At 71.6% G+C, this 17,377-nt stretch carries 15 protein-coding genes and 1 pseudogene; 12 read left to right on the top strand and 4 right to left on the bottom strand.

The window, feature by feature from the left end; translation table 11 throughout:
- Nucleotides 1-7: 7 nt before the first annotated feature.
- Entirely contained in the window at nucleotides 8-859 is an 852-nt protein-coding gene (locus AQJ11_RS22380) for a helix-turn-helix domain-containing protein (protein ID WP_059264147.1), read from the bottom strand.
- Nucleotides 860-1,130: 271 nt separating this feature from the next.
- Here AQJ11_RS22380 and AQJ11_RS22375 point away from each other — a divergent pair, with 271 nt between their 5' ends.
- The 4 genes and pseudogenes from AQJ11_RS22375 to AQJ11_RS22360 all read left to right on the top strand — a co-directional run.
- Complete coding sequence (locus AQJ11_RS22375) at nucleotides 1,131-1,688, top strand: ATP-binding protein (RefSeq protein WP_079082379.1); 558 nt, start codon at nucleotides 1,131-1,133, stop codon at nucleotides 1,686-1,688.
- Nucleotides 1,689-1,795: 107 nt separating this feature from the next.
- Entirely contained in the window at nucleotides 1,796-5,449 is a 3,654-nt protein-coding gene (locus AQJ11_RS22370) for a type I restriction endonuclease subunit R (RefSeq protein WP_244218319.1), read from the top strand.
- 61 nt (nucleotides 5,450-5,510) lie between these two features.
- Complete coding sequence (locus tag AQJ11_RS22365) at nucleotides 5,511-6,263, top strand: M48 family metallopeptidase (RefSeq protein WP_030741914.1); 753 nt, start codon at nucleotides 5,511-5,513, stop codon at nucleotides 6,261-6,263.
- A 10-nt stretch (nucleotides 6,264-6,273) separates the two neighbouring features.
- Nucleotides 6,274-6,900, top strand: a pseudogene (locus AQJ11_RS22360) (tRNA methyl transferase PRC-barrel domain-containing protein); the annotation flags it as partial.
- A gap of 31 nt (nucleotides 6,901-6,931) precedes the next feature.
- On the opposite strand, the gene AQJ11_RS22355 reads toward AQJ11_RS22360, so the two are convergent.
- Together AQJ11_RS22355 and AQJ11_RS22350 are read right to left on the bottom strand one after the other, a co-directional pair.
- Nucleotides 6,932-7,714, bottom strand: coding sequence for an alpha/beta fold hydrolase (locus tag AQJ11_RS22355; RefSeq protein WP_059264146.1), 783 nt, complete (start codon nucleotides 7,712-7,714; stop codon nucleotides 6,932-6,934).
- A 63-nt stretch (nucleotides 7,715-7,777) separates the two neighbouring features.
- Nucleotides 7,778-8,101 carry a DUF427 domain-containing protein gene (locus AQJ11_RS22350; RefSeq protein WP_059264145.1) on the bottom strand — a complete coding sequence of 108 codons (324 nt, stop codon included), beginning with the start codon at nucleotides 8,099-8,101 and terminating at the stop codon, nucleotides 7,778-7,780.
- A 66-nt stretch (nucleotides 8,102-8,167) separates the two neighbouring features.
- Here AQJ11_RS22350 and AQJ11_RS22345 point away from each other — a divergent pair, with 66 nt between their 5' ends.
- The 5 genes from AQJ11_RS22345 to AQJ11_RS22325 all read left to right on the top strand — a co-directional run bounded on the left by AQJ11_RS22345 (nucleotide 8,168) and on the right by AQJ11_RS22325 (nucleotide 15,183).
- A complete protein-coding gene (locus AQJ11_RS22345; protein ID WP_014675143.1) occupies nucleotides 8,168-8,698 on the top strand; it encodes an LOG family protein in 531 nt (176 codons plus the stop codon).
- 40 nt (nucleotides 8,699-8,738) lie between these two features.
- Entirely contained in the window at nucleotides 8,739-9,437 is a 699-nt protein-coding gene (locus AQJ11_RS22340) for an SDR family oxidoreductase (RefSeq protein WP_059264144.1), read from the top strand.
- 30 nt (nucleotides 9,438-9,467) lie between these two features.
- Nucleotides 9,468-10,475 (top strand): methionine synthase, encoded by a 1,008-nt coding sequence (locus AQJ11_RS22335; protein ID WP_059264143.1) that lies wholly within the window; start codon nucleotides 9,468-9,470, stop codon nucleotides 10,473-10,475.
- Nucleotides 10,476-10,490: 15 nt separating this feature from the next.
- The gene (gene ligA, locus AQJ11_RS22330; protein ID WP_059264142.1) at nucleotides 10,491-12,686 is read left to right on the top strand and encodes an NAD-dependent DNA ligase LigA; all 2,196 of its coding nucleotides are present in this window, start codon (nucleotides 10,491-10,493) and stop codon (nucleotides 12,684-12,686) included.
- 259 nt (nucleotides 12,687-12,945) lie between these two features.
- Nucleotides 12,946-15,183 (top strand): putative bifunctional diguanylate cyclase/phosphodiesterase, encoded by a 2,238-nt coding sequence (locus AQJ11_RS22325; RefSeq protein WP_059264141.1) that lies wholly within the window; start codon nucleotides 12,946-12,948, stop codon nucleotides 15,181-15,183.
- Between the two features lie 5 nt (nucleotides 15,184-15,188).
- On the opposite strand, the gene AQJ11_RS22320 is transcribed toward AQJ11_RS22325, so the two are convergent.
- Entirely contained in the window at nucleotides 15,189-15,767 is a 579-nt protein-coding gene (locus tag AQJ11_RS22320) for a TetR/AcrR family transcriptional regulator (protein ID WP_059264140.1), read from the bottom strand.
- Between the two features lie 96 nt (nucleotides 15,768-15,863).
- On the opposite strand from AQJ11_RS22320, the gene AQJ11_RS22315 reads away from it, so the two are divergent.
- The 3 genes from AQJ11_RS22315 (at nucleotide 15,864) to gatC (ending at nucleotide 17,372) form a co-directional block, all read left to right on the top strand.
- Nucleotides 15,864-16,235, top strand: coding sequence for a DUF4267 domain-containing protein (locus AQJ11_RS22315; protein WP_014675149.1), 372 nt, complete (start codon nucleotides 15,864-15,866; stop codon nucleotides 16,233-16,235).
- Nucleotides 16,236-16,312: 77 nt separating this feature from the next.
- The gene (locus tag AQJ11_RS22310) at nucleotides 16,313-16,807 is read left to right on the top strand and encodes a cupin domain-containing protein (protein ID WP_059264139.1); all 495 of its coding nucleotides are present in this window, start codon (nucleotides 16,313-16,315) and stop codon (nucleotides 16,805-16,807) included.
- A 268-nt stretch (nucleotides 16,808-17,075) separates the two neighbouring features.
- Complete coding sequence (gene gatC / locus AQJ11_RS22305; RefSeq protein ID WP_004925108.1) at nucleotides 17,076-17,372, top strand: Asp-tRNA(Asn)/Glu-tRNA(Gln) amidotransferase subunit GatC; 297 nt, start codon at nucleotides 17,076-17,078, stop codon at nucleotides 17,370-17,372.
- Nucleotides 17,373-17,377: the final 5 nt, after the last annotated feature.

Below are 17,377 nucleotides of genomic sequence, written 5' to 3'. Positions count from 1 at the left end.
GCACCTCTTACAGGTCGTTGGCGATTTCGGCGATGGCATCTGATGACTGCTTCGGATTCAACGCCACCTCTTCGATCGCGTCCAGTCGTCGACGGAAGTTGGCGAGTTGAGTGGAGGAGTGGAAGAAGGCGGCGCCGAGCGGGGAGTCGACCAGGACTGTGTCCAGGTGAGGGCTGGGGCCCGCCGCGTACATCACGGAGTCGCCGGCCATGGGGAAGCCGCCCGCTGAGAATGGGATGACCCGGAGAGTGACGTTGTGACGCTCGCCTTCTTCCAGGAGGCGAGCGAGCTGGGCTTTGGCCACCTTGCGCCCGCCCACCTGCATGCGCAGCGCGGATTCGTGGATGAGTCCGACGTAGGGGATGCCGGGCTCGTCTGCAATCCGTGCATGCCGCGCCAGCCGATGAGCGACGCGGAGTTCCACCTCAAGGCGGGGCAGGGTCGGGATGGACAGGTCAAACAGGGCGCGAGCGTGGTCCTCGGTCTGGAAGATGCCGGGAAGATGGGCTGTCTGGACTGAGCGCAGGCTCGTGGCGTAGTGCTCCAGTTCCGATGTGTCGAGGAAATCGGGCGGGATCTTGCCCCGGTACTCCTCCCACCAGCCGTTCCGGCGACCGCCGGTCATGGATGCCAGGGCATCGATGAGTTCCTCGTCGTCGCACTCGTAGATGCTCAGGAGCCGACGCAGACGATCCTCACTGATGCCGTACCGACCGGCCTCGATGTTGGAGATGTTGGTGCGGTCGGTGCCCAGCAACTCGGCTGCCCTGGGAGCGGACATGCCTGCGGACTCTCTGAGCCGACGCAGCTCGGCGCCGAGTCGACGCTGACGGATCGTGGGTTGGTGCTTCGGTGCCATTTGCAGCCTCCTTGCTCGCGCACAGTGTGCCGACGCTGGTGGGGCGGGTCCAACCGAATCCAATTATTCACTCGTTCCAGTTCAAAGCGTGGCACGGGTTAAGTGGATCGCTCTACATTGTGTAGCGCGTCACTCAAGTTCCCGCCGCCCCGCGGAAGCGCACCGGCCCCCTGCCCTCCGGAAGGCAGGGGGTCGGCACTGCCACCGCCAGCCGCCAGTTCGCAAGCAGGCGCCCCCAAGAACCCGTTCCGCACCACGGAGGTAAACCCTCGTGAGCAGCAACGAACAGAGCACCGAACCGTCCAACGAATCGACCCACCCCGTCCGTTACGCCGTCCGTGACGACGTCGGCCACGGTGACCACCCCGCCCCCCTCCCCTTCACCGCCCCCTGGGTGTACGAGATCCACCTCCCCTGCGACCCGCGCGGTCCCCGGATCGTCCGGGGCACCCTCCGTGCCGTGCTCCACGCGCACGGCATCGGTGAACTCGCCGACCGGGCCGAGCTGCTGACCTGCGAACTCACCACCAACTCGGTGCGGCACACCAAGGGCCCGGTCATCGTCCGGATGCACTGGCTGTGCCCCGCGCTGCGGGTGAGCGTGTGGGACGCGAGTCCGGATCTACCCCCGTTCGCGCCGGGCGCGGTGATGCCCGATCCCGACGCTCCCTGCGGTCGTGGGCTGCCGATCATCGAGAGCCTCGCCGACCGGTGGGGCGGCTGCGGGTCCGTCGACGGGCCGAACGGCGGACCGGGCGGTAAGACCATCTGGTTCGAGCTCGCCCTCGGCGATGGTTTCCAGCCACCCTCACCCGTGCTCGCGGCCTGATCCGCGCGCATCCCCCGCCACACTCTCCGGCCGCCGATAGAGTTTCGATCACCTGTCCTGTACCGGAGGGCGGGGATCGAGGCCGGTGGCCGGGGGAGGACAGGCGCGTGGCGGAGCAGCCGGAGTACGTCAGGACCGAGCGGCCGCTGATCGAGCAGTTGACGGCGATGGGCTGGACCCATCTCCGGGGCGGCCCGACCGTCGGACCCGCCACCGCGCCCCGCGCCTCGGACCGTACGAGCTTCGAGACCGTCGTGTACGCGGACCGGTTCAAGGCCGCCGTGGCCAGGATCAACCCGAGACCGTCGGACGGAAAACCCTGGCTGAGCGACGCGCAGCTCGACCATCTCCTCGCCCTGGTCCAGGGCACCGCGCCGGGGCAGGGCCCGAAGGAACGCGGCGTCGCCGGGAACCTGGAGGTGACCGATCTCCTGCGCAAGGGCCGCAACGCCCGCACCCTGCCGGGCTGGACGAAGGGCGACCCCGAACACGTACGGCTCGTCGACTGGGACGGCGAGTTCGGGGAGCACCCGGACACTCCCGGCGGCGGCAACGACCTGCTCGTCGTCTCCCAGTTCCGGGTCGAGCGCAAGGACGCCGCTCCCGTCACGCCCGACCTCGTGCTGTTCGTCAACGGGCTGCCCTGGGTGGTGATCGAGTGCAAGGCGCCCGTGGTGTCCGGCCCTCAGGGAGACGTCCGGGCCGCCCTGGACGATGCCGTCGACCAGGTGCTCCGGTACGCGGGCGTCAACTCCCCGACCGCCGTGCCCGAATTCGTCCGCTTTGCGCAGGTCCTGGTCGCCACCGACCGCGACCACGCCGAGACCGGCACGGTCACCGCCGAACCCCGGCACTTCGCCCCCTGGCGCACGGTCGCTCCCGTGAGCGAGGACCGCGTACGCGAGGAGGTGGGCAAGCCCGCGTCGGCGGCCCTCACCGACCAGGAGATCCTGGTCGCCGGGATGCTGCGTCCTGCCCATCTTCTCGACCTGGTGCGGGACTTCACCACCCGGCTTGGCAGCGGTCACCGTACGGTCAAACTGGTCGGCCGCCACCAGCAGTTCAAGGCGGTGAAGGCGCTCACGCGGAAGCTGGAGGAGCGGGACCGGAAGGCGGCGGCCGGCGTGGCCGTCAGCCACCGGGGCGGTGTCGTCTGGCACACCCAGGGCTCCGGCAAGAGCCTGACCATGGCGTTCCTGGTCCGGCACCTGCGCAGCCGTCCCGCGCTGAAGTCGCACAAGGTGGTCGTGGTCACCGACCGCATCGACCTGGAGAAGCAGATCCGGGCGAGCCTCGCCGCCACCGAGGAGAAGGTGCACCGCGCGCCGAGCGTCAAGCGGGCCAGGAAGTACCTGGAGGTGGACGTCGGGGACGTCGTCCTCGTCACCCTGCAGAAGGCACAGCGCGACGACACCGCGTACGACGGCCGGGAGGAGTCACTGCCCGACACCGTCCCCGACGACGATGACGAGGACGGTGGCGAGGACGAGGGATACGTACAGAACCGGGTGGCCAACCCGCACCACCACGTCGTCGTCCTGATCGACGAGGCCCACCGGGGCCAGGACAAGTGGCAGCACGCCCGCTGGCGGGCCATGCTGCCGCGCGCCGCCTTCGTCGGCTTCACCGGCACCCCGGTGATCAGCAGCAACCGCAAACGCAGCGAGAAGATCTTCGGCCCGTACGCCGACACGTACACCCTGCGCGACGCCGAACTCGACCGGTCCGTCGTACCCGTCCGCTACGAGGCGTACGCCGTACCGCTCGACGTCATCGAACAGGCCGCCCTCGACGCCCGGTTCGAGGAGAAGGTGCCGTCCGATCCGGAGTTGCGGGCCAAGGTGCTGCGTAAGTTCGGACGCCGCAAGGAGATCCTGGAAGCCCCGTCGGTGATCGAGGCCAAGGCCGAGCACATGCTCGACCACTGGGCCCGCACCGCGTTGCCCGACCGCTTCGGGGCGCAGATCGCCACCGTCTCCCGGCTCGCCGCCGTCCGCTACCGCACCGCGCTGCTCGCCGCCCGCGACCGGCTCGTCGCCCGCCTCGACGCGCTCGACCCGGCCCTGGTCGCCGACCCCATGGCGGCGCTCGAAGCCGGCGACGAGGAGCGGGCGCTCCTCATGCTCCTGCCGGATCGCGAGGTACTGCGCACGCTCGACGCGGCCGTGGTCATCTCCCCAGCCAAGCAGGGCACCAGCGACCCGAAGTCATGGCGGCCGTGGGTCACCAAGAGCCACCAGGACGCGCACATCGAACGCTTCAAGAAGGGGCTGCCGCCGCGCGACATCACGGCCGACCCGGCATGGAACGTCAGGACGCACGGGCTGCAGCCGTCCGGCGTCGGCACCCCGGCGAGCGGCGGCCAGGTGTGGAACGTCGACCTCGACCTGCCCGCGGACGGACCGCCCGCGCCGCCGGACACGGAGGGCGGCGAGCCACCGGAGACCATGGCCTTCCTGGTGGTCCAGTCGATGCTGCTCACCGGCTTCGACGCACCCGTCGAGCAGGTCCTCTACCTGGACTGCAAGCTGTCCGGCGCGGGACTGCTGCAGGCCGTGGCCCGCACCAACCGGCCCTACCCGGCCAAGAAGTGGGGCCAGGTCGTCGACTACATCGGCATCGGCCCCGAACTGGCCCGCTCGCTCGCCTCCTACGACCAGGAGCACCTGCGGCACGTCCTCGGCTACCGGAACGTATCCGTGGACCACCTCCAGCCGGACTACGAGGGACCGCAGCCCGACGGCCGCGGCCCGGACGGGGACGGACTGCTGCTGCGGTCCGACGCCGCCGCCAAGGCCCTACTGGAAGACCTCGGGGCGAAGGCCACCCGCTTCCTGGCCGGGCAGCACGTCACCGACCCCGGCGACGAGTCCCAGTGGGAGGACTTCCTCGGCCAACGCCTCGACGACCCACTGCTGCGGGGTGAGTTCGACGAACGCGTCCGGGACTTCCTGACCGCGCTCAACGCGGTCCTGCCGGACCCGGAGGCGCTGAAGTACCGGGAGCTGGCCGGCCAGTTGGGCACACTGCAGTACCTGGCCAGACGCCGATACCTCGACGGTCGCGAACAGTTCAGCCCGCGCCGCTACGGGGCCAAGGTCCGCCGGCTCATCTCGCAGCACATCCAGACCACCGGGATCCGGCAGCGGATCCCACCCGTCGAACTCACCGACCCGGAGTTCATGGAACGGGTCGACGCGAACGCCGACCCCCGGACACGATGCTCGTACATGACCGGCTCGCTGAAGCTACGCATCACCGCGAAAATCGGCGGCGACCGGGCGGGCTACCAGCGGTTCAGTCTCCGGCTCGAAGAGATCATCGCGCGGATGGAGGACGACTTCGAGCAGGCCGCGGCCGACCTGGCGCGTCTGGTCGGGGACGTGGCCGCGGCGGAGCAGGAGCCGGAGAACGACGACGGCCTCGACTCCCGCACCGAACGACTGGTCCTCGGACTGCTCCAGCAGCACGCCGAAGACGCCGTGCGCGAACCATGGCCGCCGGAAACCGATCTGATCCGGGCGGCCCGCGGCCTCACCATGGAGATGTCGGTGCTCGTCCGGCGGCCGCAGATACACACGCAGATCGCCGCCCGCAACCGCATGCGCAGTGAACTCTGTGAGCACCTGGAGACCTGGCTCGCCATGGACTGGGACGACATCGGCGACCTCGCGAGCCATCTGACGGAGCTGGCCGTGGAGAGGCACGAGTACTTCCGCGGTTACCGGCCGCGCGACGAGGCGGACGGCGGTGGCACCTGAATCGGTGACCGCCGATGGCGCGGGGCAGAGTGATGTCGTGCCCGGATGGTAGGAAGAACGGGTGAGTACCGTCGTCGAACAGGCCATCGCTGATCTCCCCGTGCCCCGGGGATGGCGGTGGGATGTCGTCGTGCGGCCCCGCCGCCGCACACTCGGCATCGAAATCGCCGAGGACGGCCGTGTGCTCTTCGCGATTCCCGCAGACGCGGATCCCAAGGAGATTGCTGACGCGGTGCGTGGCCGCATGCCGCGTCTCGCCGCCGAGGTCCGCCGCCGTCAGGACCTGCGGGCGGCCGAACCGGTCAAGGACCTGATCGGCGGCGAAGGCTTCGCCTACCTGGGCCGCCGATACCGGCTCAAGCTCACTGCCGACGACGCCGGCAGTCACGCACGACTGCGACAGGGATGGCTGGAGCTGCCCCGATCGCGGTCGGCCGCCGCTGATGCGGGACCCCTTGTGGAGTGGTACAGCAGCCGCGGGGAGCGCTGGCTCGCCGCCCGGCTGCCGCCGCTGGCCTCACTGGCCGGAGTGCGTGACCCGGCCGGTATCGAGGTGCGGGACCTCGGCCGTCGCTGGGGTGTCTGTTCCCCTGAGGGCGCGATCACCGTGCACTGGGCTGTGATACAGCTCCCGGTCGCCCTGGTGGACCTCGTCCTGATCCATGAACTCTGCCACCTCAAGCACCCCGGACACGGAGCGGCTTTCCGAGGGGCCGTCCGGCTCGCCCTACCCGACGCCGACGTGCGCGAACGGCGGTTCGCGCAGGAAGAGCCGCGACTGTGGCGCGGAGCTGTCTCCTCGCCAAGGCACTAGCCAGCGCTCGGGCTTCGATGCGGTCTGTGCGGGAAGTGGCGGGCAAATGATCGTGAATGAGGATGACATTCACGAACTCAACCAGGCCTCCGAAATGGCAACGGACCAGAGAAGGGGACTCTCGCGACATCTGGCTTCATCGCCGACGGCGACACCCAGGGCTTCCTCGCCAAGCGGCTCGGCAAGGCCCGAGGGCGACATCGTGGACGAGTCCGGCGCCAAGCTGGGCACGCACGAGGGCGCGTACGGCTTCACCATCGGCCAGCGCAAGGGCCTGCGGATCGGCACCCCGGCCCCGGACGGCAAGCCGCGCTACGTCCTGGACATCTCCCCGGTCACCAACACCGTCACCGTCGGCCCGGCCGACGCCCTGGACGTCACCGCGCTCACCGCGATCAAGCCCCGCTGGTGCGGCACCGCCCCCGCCGGCCCCGGCACCTACACGGCCCAGCTGCGCGCCCACGGCGGCGAGACCGAGGTGACCGCCGAACCCGTCGACGGCGAGCTGCGCGTGACCTTCACCGAGCCGGTCCGCGGCGTCGCCCCCGGCCAGGCGATCGTCCTGTACGACGGCACGCGCGTGGTGGGCTCGGCGACGATCGCGTCGACCACGCGCGCGACGGCCGCGGCGGTCTGAACCGGCCCCCCGTCCCGGGAGGACGGCGGGGTCAGCCCGCGAAGAACTCCGTCAGCACCGGCCCCAGCACGTCCGGTTCCACCATGTGGGTCTGGCCCTCCAGGACCCGGTACGTGCCCTGGGGCACCGTCTCGGCGATCTCCCGGGACGCCTCGCGCATCCACCCCGGGCTCGCGCCGCCCGCGACCGCGAGCACGGGCACACCGATCGCGGCGAGCCGGTCCCGGGGGAGCAGGCCGTCGCCCATGACCGCGTCGTCGTGGGCGAGACTGGGGGCGACGGCCTCCATGCCGGCCCACATCGGCGACTCCCGGGCGCGCTGGATCATCTCCTCGCCGAGGCCGGTCAGGCGCAGGAACAGCTCCACCGCGTCCCCGAGCCGGTCCTCCCCGAGCGCCTTGCCCAACTGCTCCTTGTAGGTGGCCTCACGCGCGGCACCGCCCGCCAGGTGGTCGGCGTACGGCACCTCGTAGACCGCCGCGCGGGCGACGGGCAGCCCGCTCGCCGCCGCGCGCAGGACCAGCGCGCCGCCCGAGGAGACCCCGAAGAGCGCCGCCTCGCCGCCCACCGCGTCGATCAGCGCGGCCAGGTCCTCGACCTCGCGGTCGACGTCGTACGGCGCCGTGTCGCCGCTCGCGCCGCGGCCCCGGCGGTCGTAGACGACGGCCGTGCAGCGGTCCGCGAGGCGCCGGGCCAGGGGCGCCACGGTGCCGCCGGTGGACATCGCGCCGCTCACCAGGATCACCGTGGGCCCCTGGCCGATCACTCCGTACGCGAGGGAGGTGCCGTCGCGGGAAGTCGTCTTCTTGTCCATGGCCGTGCAGACTGCCGCACGGGGCGGCGGTCATCGGTCACGACACGGCGGTGCCGGGGGTGGTCATGCGACCTCGGTGTCGTAGAAGCAGTAGTGGTCCTTGATCTCCGCCACCCCGTCCTTGGGGTCCGGATACGCCCAGACGAGGTCCGGCGCGTCCGGCAGCGACCAGTAGGACGCCGTGCCCTTGAAGGGGCACACGGTGTGCGTGCCGGACGGCGTCAGCAGATCGAGCCGTACGTCCTCGGCGGGGATGTAGTACCTGACCGGGCAGCCCGTCTCATGCAGCTCCAGGGGCCGGTCGGACTCCGCGAGCACCTGGTCGCCGCGCACCACGCGCACGTGCCGCTCGCTCTTGTGGATCGTGATCGTGTGTCCTTGGGTCATACCGGTTCAGCGCCAGGACGGGGCGTGCTTCTTCCCGCCCGGCGCGGAGACCGTACGGTAGGGGCCATGAACATCTGCGTCTTCCTGTCCGCCGCCGAACTCGACGAGCGCTACACGCGCCCCGCGCGCGAGTTCGCGGAACTGCTCGGCAAGGCCGGCCACACGCTCGTCTGGGGCGGTTCCGACGTCGGTCTGATGAAGGTGGTCGCCGACGGCGTGCAGGAGGCGGGCGGCAGGCTGCTGGGCGTCTCCGTGGAGTTCCTGGCGAACAAGGCGCGGCCCGGCGCCGACGAGATGATCATCGCGGCCGACCTGGCCGAACGCAAGAAGCTGCTGCTGGAGAAGGCCGACGCCGTGGTGATCATGGTGGGCGGCACCGGCACGCTGGACGAGGCCACCGAGATCCTGGAGCTGAAGAAGCACGGCCGCACCGACAAGCCGGTCGTGCTGCTGAACACGGCGGGCTTCTACGACGGCCTGCGCGAGCAGTTCCGCCGCATGGAGGCCGAGGGCTTCCTGCCCCGTCCGCTGGCCGAACTGGTCTTCTTCGCCGACGAGCCGGTCAGGGCCCTGGCGTACCTGGAGGCCGCGGCATGAGCGGCTGCCGCCGCGGGGCTCCGCGTCCGGTGATGCGAGCATGGCGGTCATGGCTACTCATGTGATCACCGGGGCGGGCTCCGGCATCGGCGCGGCCGTGGCCCGCCGGCTGCACGCGCGCGGGGACGAGATCGTGCTGCACGCGCGCGACGCGGGCCGCGCGAAGGACCTGGCGGCCGGGTTCCCCGGCGCGCGCACCCTCGTCGGCGACCTGGCGGACCCGGACAAGCTGTCCTGGGCGTTCTCCCACCAGACGCTCCCGGACCGGGTCGACTCCCTGCTGCACGTCGCCGGAGTCGTCGACCTCGGCGAGGTCGGCGAGCTGACCCCGAAGTCCTGGCGCCACCAGCTCAACGTCAACCTGATCGCCCCCGCCGAGCTGACCCGGCACTTCCTGCCGCAGTTGCGCGCGGCCCGCGGCCATGTGATCTTCGTCAACTCCGGCGCCGGCCTCTCCGCCAGTGCCGGCTGGTCCGCGTACGCCGCCTCCAAGCACGGTCTGAAGGCCCTCGCCGACTCCCTGCGCCAGGAGGAACACGCGAACGGCGTCCGCGTCACCTCGGTCTACCCGGGCCGCACCGCGAGCCCCATGCAGGCCAAGGTGCACCAGCAGGAGGGCAAGGAGTACGACCCGTCGAAGTGGATCGACCCCGAGTCGGTCGCCACGACGATCCTGACCGCCCTGGACCTGCCCAGGGACGCGGAGATCAACGACCTGACGGTACGTCCGGGGCGCTGACCTCGGCCGGGGGTTCCGTAGGCTTCCCTGGTGAGCGAAAACAGCCAGTTCAGGTTCCCGGGGGCCACGGGCGTTGGTTCCCTGCCCGGCGGGGACGCGAGGGAAGCCGCCAAGACCGCCACCGGATCCTTCGAGGACTTCCCGTTCCTCCCGGAGCTGCCCGCGCGCGGGCCCGGCGCCGACATGATCGGCCGGACCGCCGGGATGCTGGTCGAGCTGTACGCCCGCGTGGAGCCCAGCGGGTGGCGGCTCGGGGACCGGCCGGGCCGGGACACCAAGCGGGCCAGGTCCTTCCTCGGCGAGGACCTGGACGCCCTGGAGGAGTTCACCCAGGGCTACGAGGGCGACCTGAAGGTGCAGGCCGTCGGGCCGTGGACGCTGGCCGCCGCCCTGGAGCTGAAGAACGGCGAGGCCGCCCTGTCGGACCCCGGCGCCTGCCGGGACCTCGCCGCCTCGCTCGCCGAGGGGCTGCGGCTGCACCTCGCCGAGGTGCGGCGCCGCGTCCCGGGCGCCCGGACCGTCCTCCAGCTCGACGAGCCCTCCCTCACGGCCGTCCTGCGCGGACAGGTCCGCACGGCGAGCGGCTACCGCACCCACCGGGCCGTGGACCGGCAGGTCGTGGAGGCCACGCTCCGCGACGTCGTCGGCGCGCACGCCGACGGGCCGGTGGTGGTGCACTCCTGCGCCCCGGACGTGCCGTTCGCCCTGCTGCGGCGGGCCGGCGCGGCGGCCGTCTCCTTCGACTTCGCGCTCCTCACCGAGCGTGACGACGAGGCGGTCGGCGAGGCCGTGGAGGGCGGTACGCGGCTGTTCACCGGTGTCGTGCCGGGCACGGACGGCCCGTTGTCAGACCCTGCCGGTAGCGTCATGGGTGTCAGGACGCTGTGGCGCAGGCTGGGGCTGCACCCGGAGCTGCTCGCGGAGGCGGTCACGGTGACCCCGGCGTGCGGGCTGGCGGGCGCTTCCCCCGCGTACGCGCGCCAGGCGCTCGCCCACTGCGTCCGGGCGGCGAGATCCCTCGCGGACAACCCTGAGTGACGGGAGGACCACACGGTGGCCGGCGACAAGCAGGCGGAGACGACGGCGGTGCCCGCCGAGGCCCGCGACCAGCACGCGCAGCTGGCGGAGCAGGTCGAGGAGCACCGCTTCCGGTACTACGTGAAGGACGCTCCCGTCATCAGCGACGCGGAGTTCGACCAGCTCCTCAAGTCGTTGGAGGCCCTGGAGGAGCGGTACCCGGAGCTGCGCACCCCGGACTCGCCGACCCAGAAGGTCTCGGGGTCGTACGAGACGGAGTTCACGGCGGTCGAGCACCGCGAGCGGATGCTCTCGCTCGACAACACGTTCAACGACGACGAGCTGGCCGCCTGGGCCGACCGTGTCGCCAGGGAGCTGGGCGACCAGACGTACCACTTCCTGTGCGAGCTGAAGGTGGACGGCCTCGCGGTCAACCTCACCTACGAGAAGGGCCGCCTCACGCGCGCGGCCACCCGCGGCGACGGCCGCACCGGTGAGGACATCACGCCGAACGTCCGGACGATCGCGGAGATCCCGGACCGCCTGGCGGGCGACAAGGTGCCCGACCTGGTGGAGATCCGCGGCGAGGTCTACTTCCCGATGGAGAAGTTCCTCGAACTGAACGAACGCCTGGTCGCGGCCGGCGACAAGCCGTTCGCCAACCCCCGCAACGCCGCCGCCGGTTCGCTGCGCCAGAAGGACCCGCGGGTCACCGCGACCCGCCCGCTGCACATGGTCGTCCACGGCATCGGCGCCCTGGCGGGCTTCACCGGCATGACCCGGCTCTCGCAGGCGTACGACCTGCTCAAGACCTGGGGCCTGCCCACCTCCCCGCACAACCGCGTGGTCGACGACCTCGCCGGCGTACGGGAGTTCATCGCGTACTACGGCGAGAACCGCCACTCCGTCGAGCACGAGATCGACGGTGTCGTGGTCAAGCTGGACGAGATCCGCCTCCAGGGCCGGCTCGGCTCCACCGCGCGGGCGCCCCGCTGGGCGATCGCCTACAAGTACGCGCCGGAGGAGGTCAACACCAAGCTCGTCGACATCAAGGTGGGCGTCGGCCGCACGGGCCGGGTCACGCCGTACGCGCAGGTCGAGCCGGTCAAGGTCGCGGGCAGCGAGGTGGAGTTCGCCACCCTGCACAACCAGGAGGTCGTCAAGGCCAAGGGCGTGCTCATCGGCGACACCGTGGTGCTGCGCAAGGCCGGTGACGTCATCCCGGAGATCCTCGGCCCGGTGGTCGACCTGCGGGACGGCAGCGAGCGGGAGTTCGTGATGCCGAGCGAGTGCCCCGAGTGCGGGACGCCGCTGCGGCCCATGAAGGAGGGCGACATCGACCTCCGCTGCCCCAACGCCCGTACCTGCCCCGCCCAGTTGCGGGAGCGGGTGTCCTATCTCGCCGGCCGGGAGTGCCTGGACATCGAGCACTTCGGCGCGGTGGCCGCCGCCGCGCTCACGCGCCCGCTGGAGCCCGCCGACCCGCCGCTGGTGGACGAGGGCGACCTGTTCGACCTGACGGTGGAGAAACTGCTGCCCATCAAGGCCTATGTCCTCGACCCGGACAGCGGTCTGCCCAAGCACGACCCGAAGACGGGCGAGGAGAAGGTCGTCACGGTCTTCGCCAACCAGAAGGGCGAGCCGAAGAAGAACACCCTCGCCCTGCTGGCGAACATCGAGGCGGCCAAGTCCCGTCCGCTGGCCCGCTTCCTGAACGGGCTGTCGATCCGGCACGTGGGGCCGGTGGCCGCGCAGGCCCTCGCGCGCGAGTTCCGGTCCATCGACCGCATCGAACAGGCGACCGAGGAGGAGCTGGCGGCCACCGACGGCGTCGGCCCCATCATCGCCGCCGCGCTCAAGGAGTGGTTCGCCGAGGACTGGCACCGCGAGATCCTCCGCAAGTGGAAGGCCGCGGGCGTCCCCCTGGAGGACGAGGCGTCCGGCGAGGAGGAGGGGCCGCGTCCGCTGGAGGGGCTCACGGTCGTCGTCACCGGCACGCTGGAGAACCACACCCGGGACGGCGCGAAGGAGGCATTGCAGCGCCAGGGCGCGAAGGTGACCGGTTCGGTGTCGAAGAAGACCTCATTCGTCGTTGTGGGTGACAACCCCGGATCGAAGTACGACAAGGCCATGCAACTGAAGGTTCCCGTGCTGAACGAGGACGGTTTCGGAGTCCTCTTGGAGCAGGGCCCCGAAGCGGCGGCCGAAGTCGCGCTTCCGACCGGGGAGTAGCGGTTGAAGGCCACCCGATCGGCGCATATCAGATGCATACGGGTGGCCCGGGCGCATTCGGGCAACCGTCGGAGACCGCTGCCCGTGGAAGCCTTCCGCGGCCTACTGTTGAGGTGTGCGCCTGCCGTGCCCAGCTACGGCTGGGGCACCTCCGTGCCCTCCAGAGGCGCGGAGAGGGTTTCTTCGACGCGGAGCTGCTGATGGTTGTCGGGGATCGGGCCGCGTGGCGTGGGCACCGCCGGCTGTGAGAGGGACGGGAATGGAACCGACCGAGAGCGCCGCCCCGGACTCATGGCTGCGCCTGCGCCGCCGCGCGGGCGCGTGGCGGGGGAACCGGTGGACCGGACGGGCCGACGCGCGCACGGCCGTGCGGCCGCGCCCCGCCGGACCGGGCACCGCCGGCGAGGCCCGCACGCCCCTGTCCGCCGTCGCGCCCGCCCCCGGCCTGGCCGGCGCCGACACCGAACGGCACCTGTCCGGGACCGCCTTGCCCGCGGCCGTCGTGGCCGCCGCCGGCCTCGTCCTGGGCGCCGGCTTCTACCGCGCCTACGCCGGCCACCACGCCCTCTTCCCCGGCGGCACGGTCGGCTGGTCGCTGGCCCTGCTCACCGGCGTCATCGTCGGCCACCTCGTGATGCTGGGCCGCGCCCGCTGGTGGGGCGGCACCGGATCGGGCGCCGCCCTCACCCTCGCGGTCCTGCTGCTGTACGGCTGGGTGCCCGCCGGTCTGGTCAGCCTCACCGTCGTCGTCCTGGTCGGCATCGCCCGCCGCAACTGCTGGCGGCAAGGGGTGCTGCACGGCGCGGTGGACATCCTCGGCATCGGCGTCGGCGCCCTGCTGCTCGGCGCGTTCGGCAACGTCCCGAGCGTGGAGGAACCCTGGCGGCCCGACAGCTGGAGCGTCGCCACGGCACCCGAGATCGTGCTGGTCGCGGTCGCCTACCTCGCCGTCAGCCGCGGCCTGCTGTGGTACCTGAACGCCCCGCGCGGCGGCGGGGTGCCCACCGTCGCCCGCACCGCCCTGGTCCGGCAGGGCCTGGTCGCCGTCGCCCTGCTCGGCATCGCGCCCCTGCTGTGCGTGGTCGCCGTCGCCCGGCCGGTCCTCCTCCCGCTGTTCGCCGTCCCGCTCATCGCCCTGGACTCCACGCTGTGGATGGCCCGCGCCCGCGCCGAGGAGCAGCTCCGCGACCCGCTGACCGGGCTGCCCAACCGGCAGTGGCTGCTGGAGCGCATCTGGACCGCCCTGGACGACGCCGACCGCATCGGGGCACGCGCCGCGCTCATGCTCATCGACCTCGATCGATTCCGGTCGGTGAACGACACGCTCGGTCATCTGGCCGGTGACCGGCTGCTGCTCCAGATCGCCGACCGGCTGCGGCTCGCCCTGCCGCGCGGCGCCGAGGCCGCCCGGCTCGGCGGTGACGAGTTCGCCGTCTTACTGCCCGTAGCCGACTCCACCACGTCGGCCACCCGGGTCGCCCGCGGCCTCGTCTCCGCCCTCAGCTCCCCGCTCGACCTGGACGGACTCACCCTCGTCCTGGAGGCCAGCGCCGGCGTCGCCGTCTTCCCCGACCACGCGCTCGACGCCGAAGGGCTCCTGCGCCGCGCCGACGTCGCGATGTACCAGGCGAAGAGGGACCGTACGGGCGTCGAGGTGTACGAGTCCAAGCGGGACTCCAACACCCCGGACCGCCTCGGCCTGCTGGGCGACCTGCGCCGGGCTCTGGACGCGCACGAGGTGCAGCTCCACTACCAGCCCAAGGTCCGCTTCGACGGACAGGTCGCCGGCCTGGAGGCCCTGGTCCGCTGGGTGCACCCCGAGCGCGGGAAGGTGCCGCCGGACGAGTTCATAGCGATAGCCGAGTCCTCGGGGCTGATGCCCCACCTCACCGAGTACGTCCTGGAGACCGCGCTCGGCCAGGTCGCCCGGTGGCGCGCACAGGGCCTGCGGGTGCCGGTCGCCGTCAACGTCTCCCCGCGCGATGTGCACACCCCCGGATTCGCCGGATCGGTCGCCGCGCGCCTCGCCCGGCACGGCGTCCCCGCCGGAGCGCTCCAGCTGGAGATCACGGAACACGTGCTGCTGGAGGACCCGCAGCGGGCCGCCGACACCCTCGCCGGGCTCACCGGACACGGCGTGAAGATGTCCCTCGACGACTTCGGCACCGGCTACTCGTCGCTGGTGCACCTGCGGCGGCTCCCGGTCAGCGAGCTGAAGATCGACCGCTCCTTCGTGGCCCGGCTGGCCGTCGACGCCCAGGACGCGGAGATCGTGCGCTGCACGGTGGATCTCGCGCATTCGCTGGGTCTGCTGGTCGTCGCCGAGGGGGTCGAGGACGACGAGACGTGGGAGCGGCTGCGGGACCTGGGATGCGACGCGGTGCAGGGGTGGCTGGTCGCCGCGGCGATGCCGCCCGACGAGACCACGGCGTGGCTGCTGGCGCGGGGCTCCCGTGGCTGGCAGCGCCCGCGCGCCGCGTTGCCCGCGGCGGAGTAGCTCGCCTAGCGCCCCGCGAAGTGGCCGACGAGCAGGGCCAGGCGCGCCTCGTGCGCGTGCTCCGGCAGCCTGCCGCTCCGCATCAGCGTCACCAGCCCGTGCAGCCCCGCCCAGAACGTCTCCGTCAGCAGCCCGAGGTCATCGCCCTCGGCCGCGATCGGTTCCACCACGAGACGCAGTTCGGTGAAGGCGTCCCACAGCGGGGCCGGAGCTTCCTCCGTGGCGAACGGCAGGTCCACCAGGTGGGTGAACATCGCGTCGTAGAGGGCGGGCCGGCGCCTGCCGAAGGAGGTGTACGTCTCCGCCACCGCCGCCAGTGCCCCCCGCGTGCCCCGCGCCGCCGTACGGGCCCGGCGTAGCTCCGTCGCCAGGTCGGCGCAGCCCTGCACCGCGACCGCCGCCATGATCGCGTCCTTGCCCTTGAAGTGGCTGTAGAGGACCGGCTGGCTGTACTCGATCTCGGCGGCCAGCCGGCGCGTGGTCACGGCGTCCCAGCCCTCGGCCTCCGCCAGTTCCCGAGCGGCCGTGACGATCAGCCGCTCCCGTTCCGCTCGTTCGCGCTCCCGGCGCGTCTGGATCGACATGGCCGCGATTCTAGCAACGCTAGCCAATCTGTCGATGCTCTGCTAGCTTCGCTCTCATACCTAGCGCTGCTAGAAACCGATGGGGGAGACCAGCACATGACCGTCACCGCGTACACCCTGGCCGTCCTGCTCGACCTGTTCTGCGTGTTCCTCGCCTACCGCTTCTGGTTCCAGCCCGGCCCCGCGGCGGCCGGCTACGGGGTCCCCGCCGACCCGCACGGCGACGCCCGCGCCTACCTGTCGGTCAAGGGACTCAGGGACGGCACCCTCGGGCTGGTGGGCCTCGCCCTGCTCGCCTTCGCCGGAGCCCGCGCCGAGGCCTGGTTCATGGTCTGCGTCGCGCTCGTCCCGCTCGTCGACACGCTGATAGTCCTGCGCAACGGCGGCCCGAAAGCCGTCGCCTTCGGGATCCACTTCGCCACCGCGGTCGTTGTACTGATCAGTGCCGGACTGCTCTTCGCGGTCTGACCACACGGCGGTCCGGCCGTCATCCAACGGTCCGACCGCCGTCCCGCGGTCCGATCACCACACAAGGGGGAAGTGTCATGTCGCTGTTCGTGCCCGAGTTCGACGACACCGTGCTCGTCCGGGACGCCGGGGCCGAGGTCGTCGGCGGCGCGCCCGTCGCCGTCAAGCTGCTGGCCGACAGCAGCGCCAGCGGCGGCGCGCTGTCCACCGTGCGCGTCACGCTCGCCGAGGGCGCCGACGGGGCCCGTCCGCATGTGCACCACAACTCGGCGGAGATGTTCTACCTGCTCGACGGCGAGGCCGAGGTGCTGTCCGGCGACGACGTCGTCACCGCCGGGCGCGGCGACCTGATCATCGTGCCGCCGGACCGGCCCCACGCCTTCGCCGCCGCCCCCGGCAGCACCGCGGACCTGCTCATCGTCATCACCCCGGGCGTCGAGCGCTTCGAGTACTTCCGCCACCTCCAGCGCATCCGCCTCGGCGAGGTCGCCCCGGAGAGCCTGCTGGAGGTCCAGGAGCTGTACGACAACCACTTCCTGAGGAGCGACGCCTGGGACGGGCGGCGCCGCTGAGGCCGGGGCGGGAGGAAACCGTTTCACGGTCACGCCGCCCCGCCCCATAGGATTGGGGCTGGTCGTCCCGTTCCGTCTGTCGCGCGACGCCCGGCACGCACGATCGCCGCGTCGCCGAACCGTCCACGTGGCTCCGCCACGAGGACGCTCCGGCGCCTTGCGATCGCACGCACCAGCCGCCGCGCGACCCGCCCTTCGGGCGGACGACGGTAACGGCACGACCAGCCCCCGGCACAAACCACACACACTCACCCCAGAGGATCGCTGCATGCCTGGCATCACGCGCGAGGAGGTCGCCCACCTCGCCCGGCTGGCGCGTCTGGAGCTGAAGCCCGAAGAACTCGATCACTTCGCGGGACAGCTGGACGACATCATCGGCGCGGTCGCCCGCGTCAGCGAGGTCGCCGACCAAGACGTACCGCCGACCTCCCACCCGCTGCCGCTGACGAACGTCATGCGGCCGGACGAGGTCCGTCCCTCGCTCACCCCCGAGCAGGCGCTCTCCGGCGCCCCGGCACAGGAGCAGCAGCGTTTCAAGGTGCCGCAGATCCTGGGGGAGGAGTGACCGCC

It is taken from the genome of Streptomyces corchorusii, assembly GCF_001514055.1.
GTDB classification, from domain to species: domain Bacteria; phylum Actinomycetota; class Actinomycetes; order Streptomycetales; family Streptomycetaceae; genus Streptomyces; species Streptomyces olivaceoviridis.
This window is presented reverse-complemented; position numbering and strand designations above follow the sequence as displayed.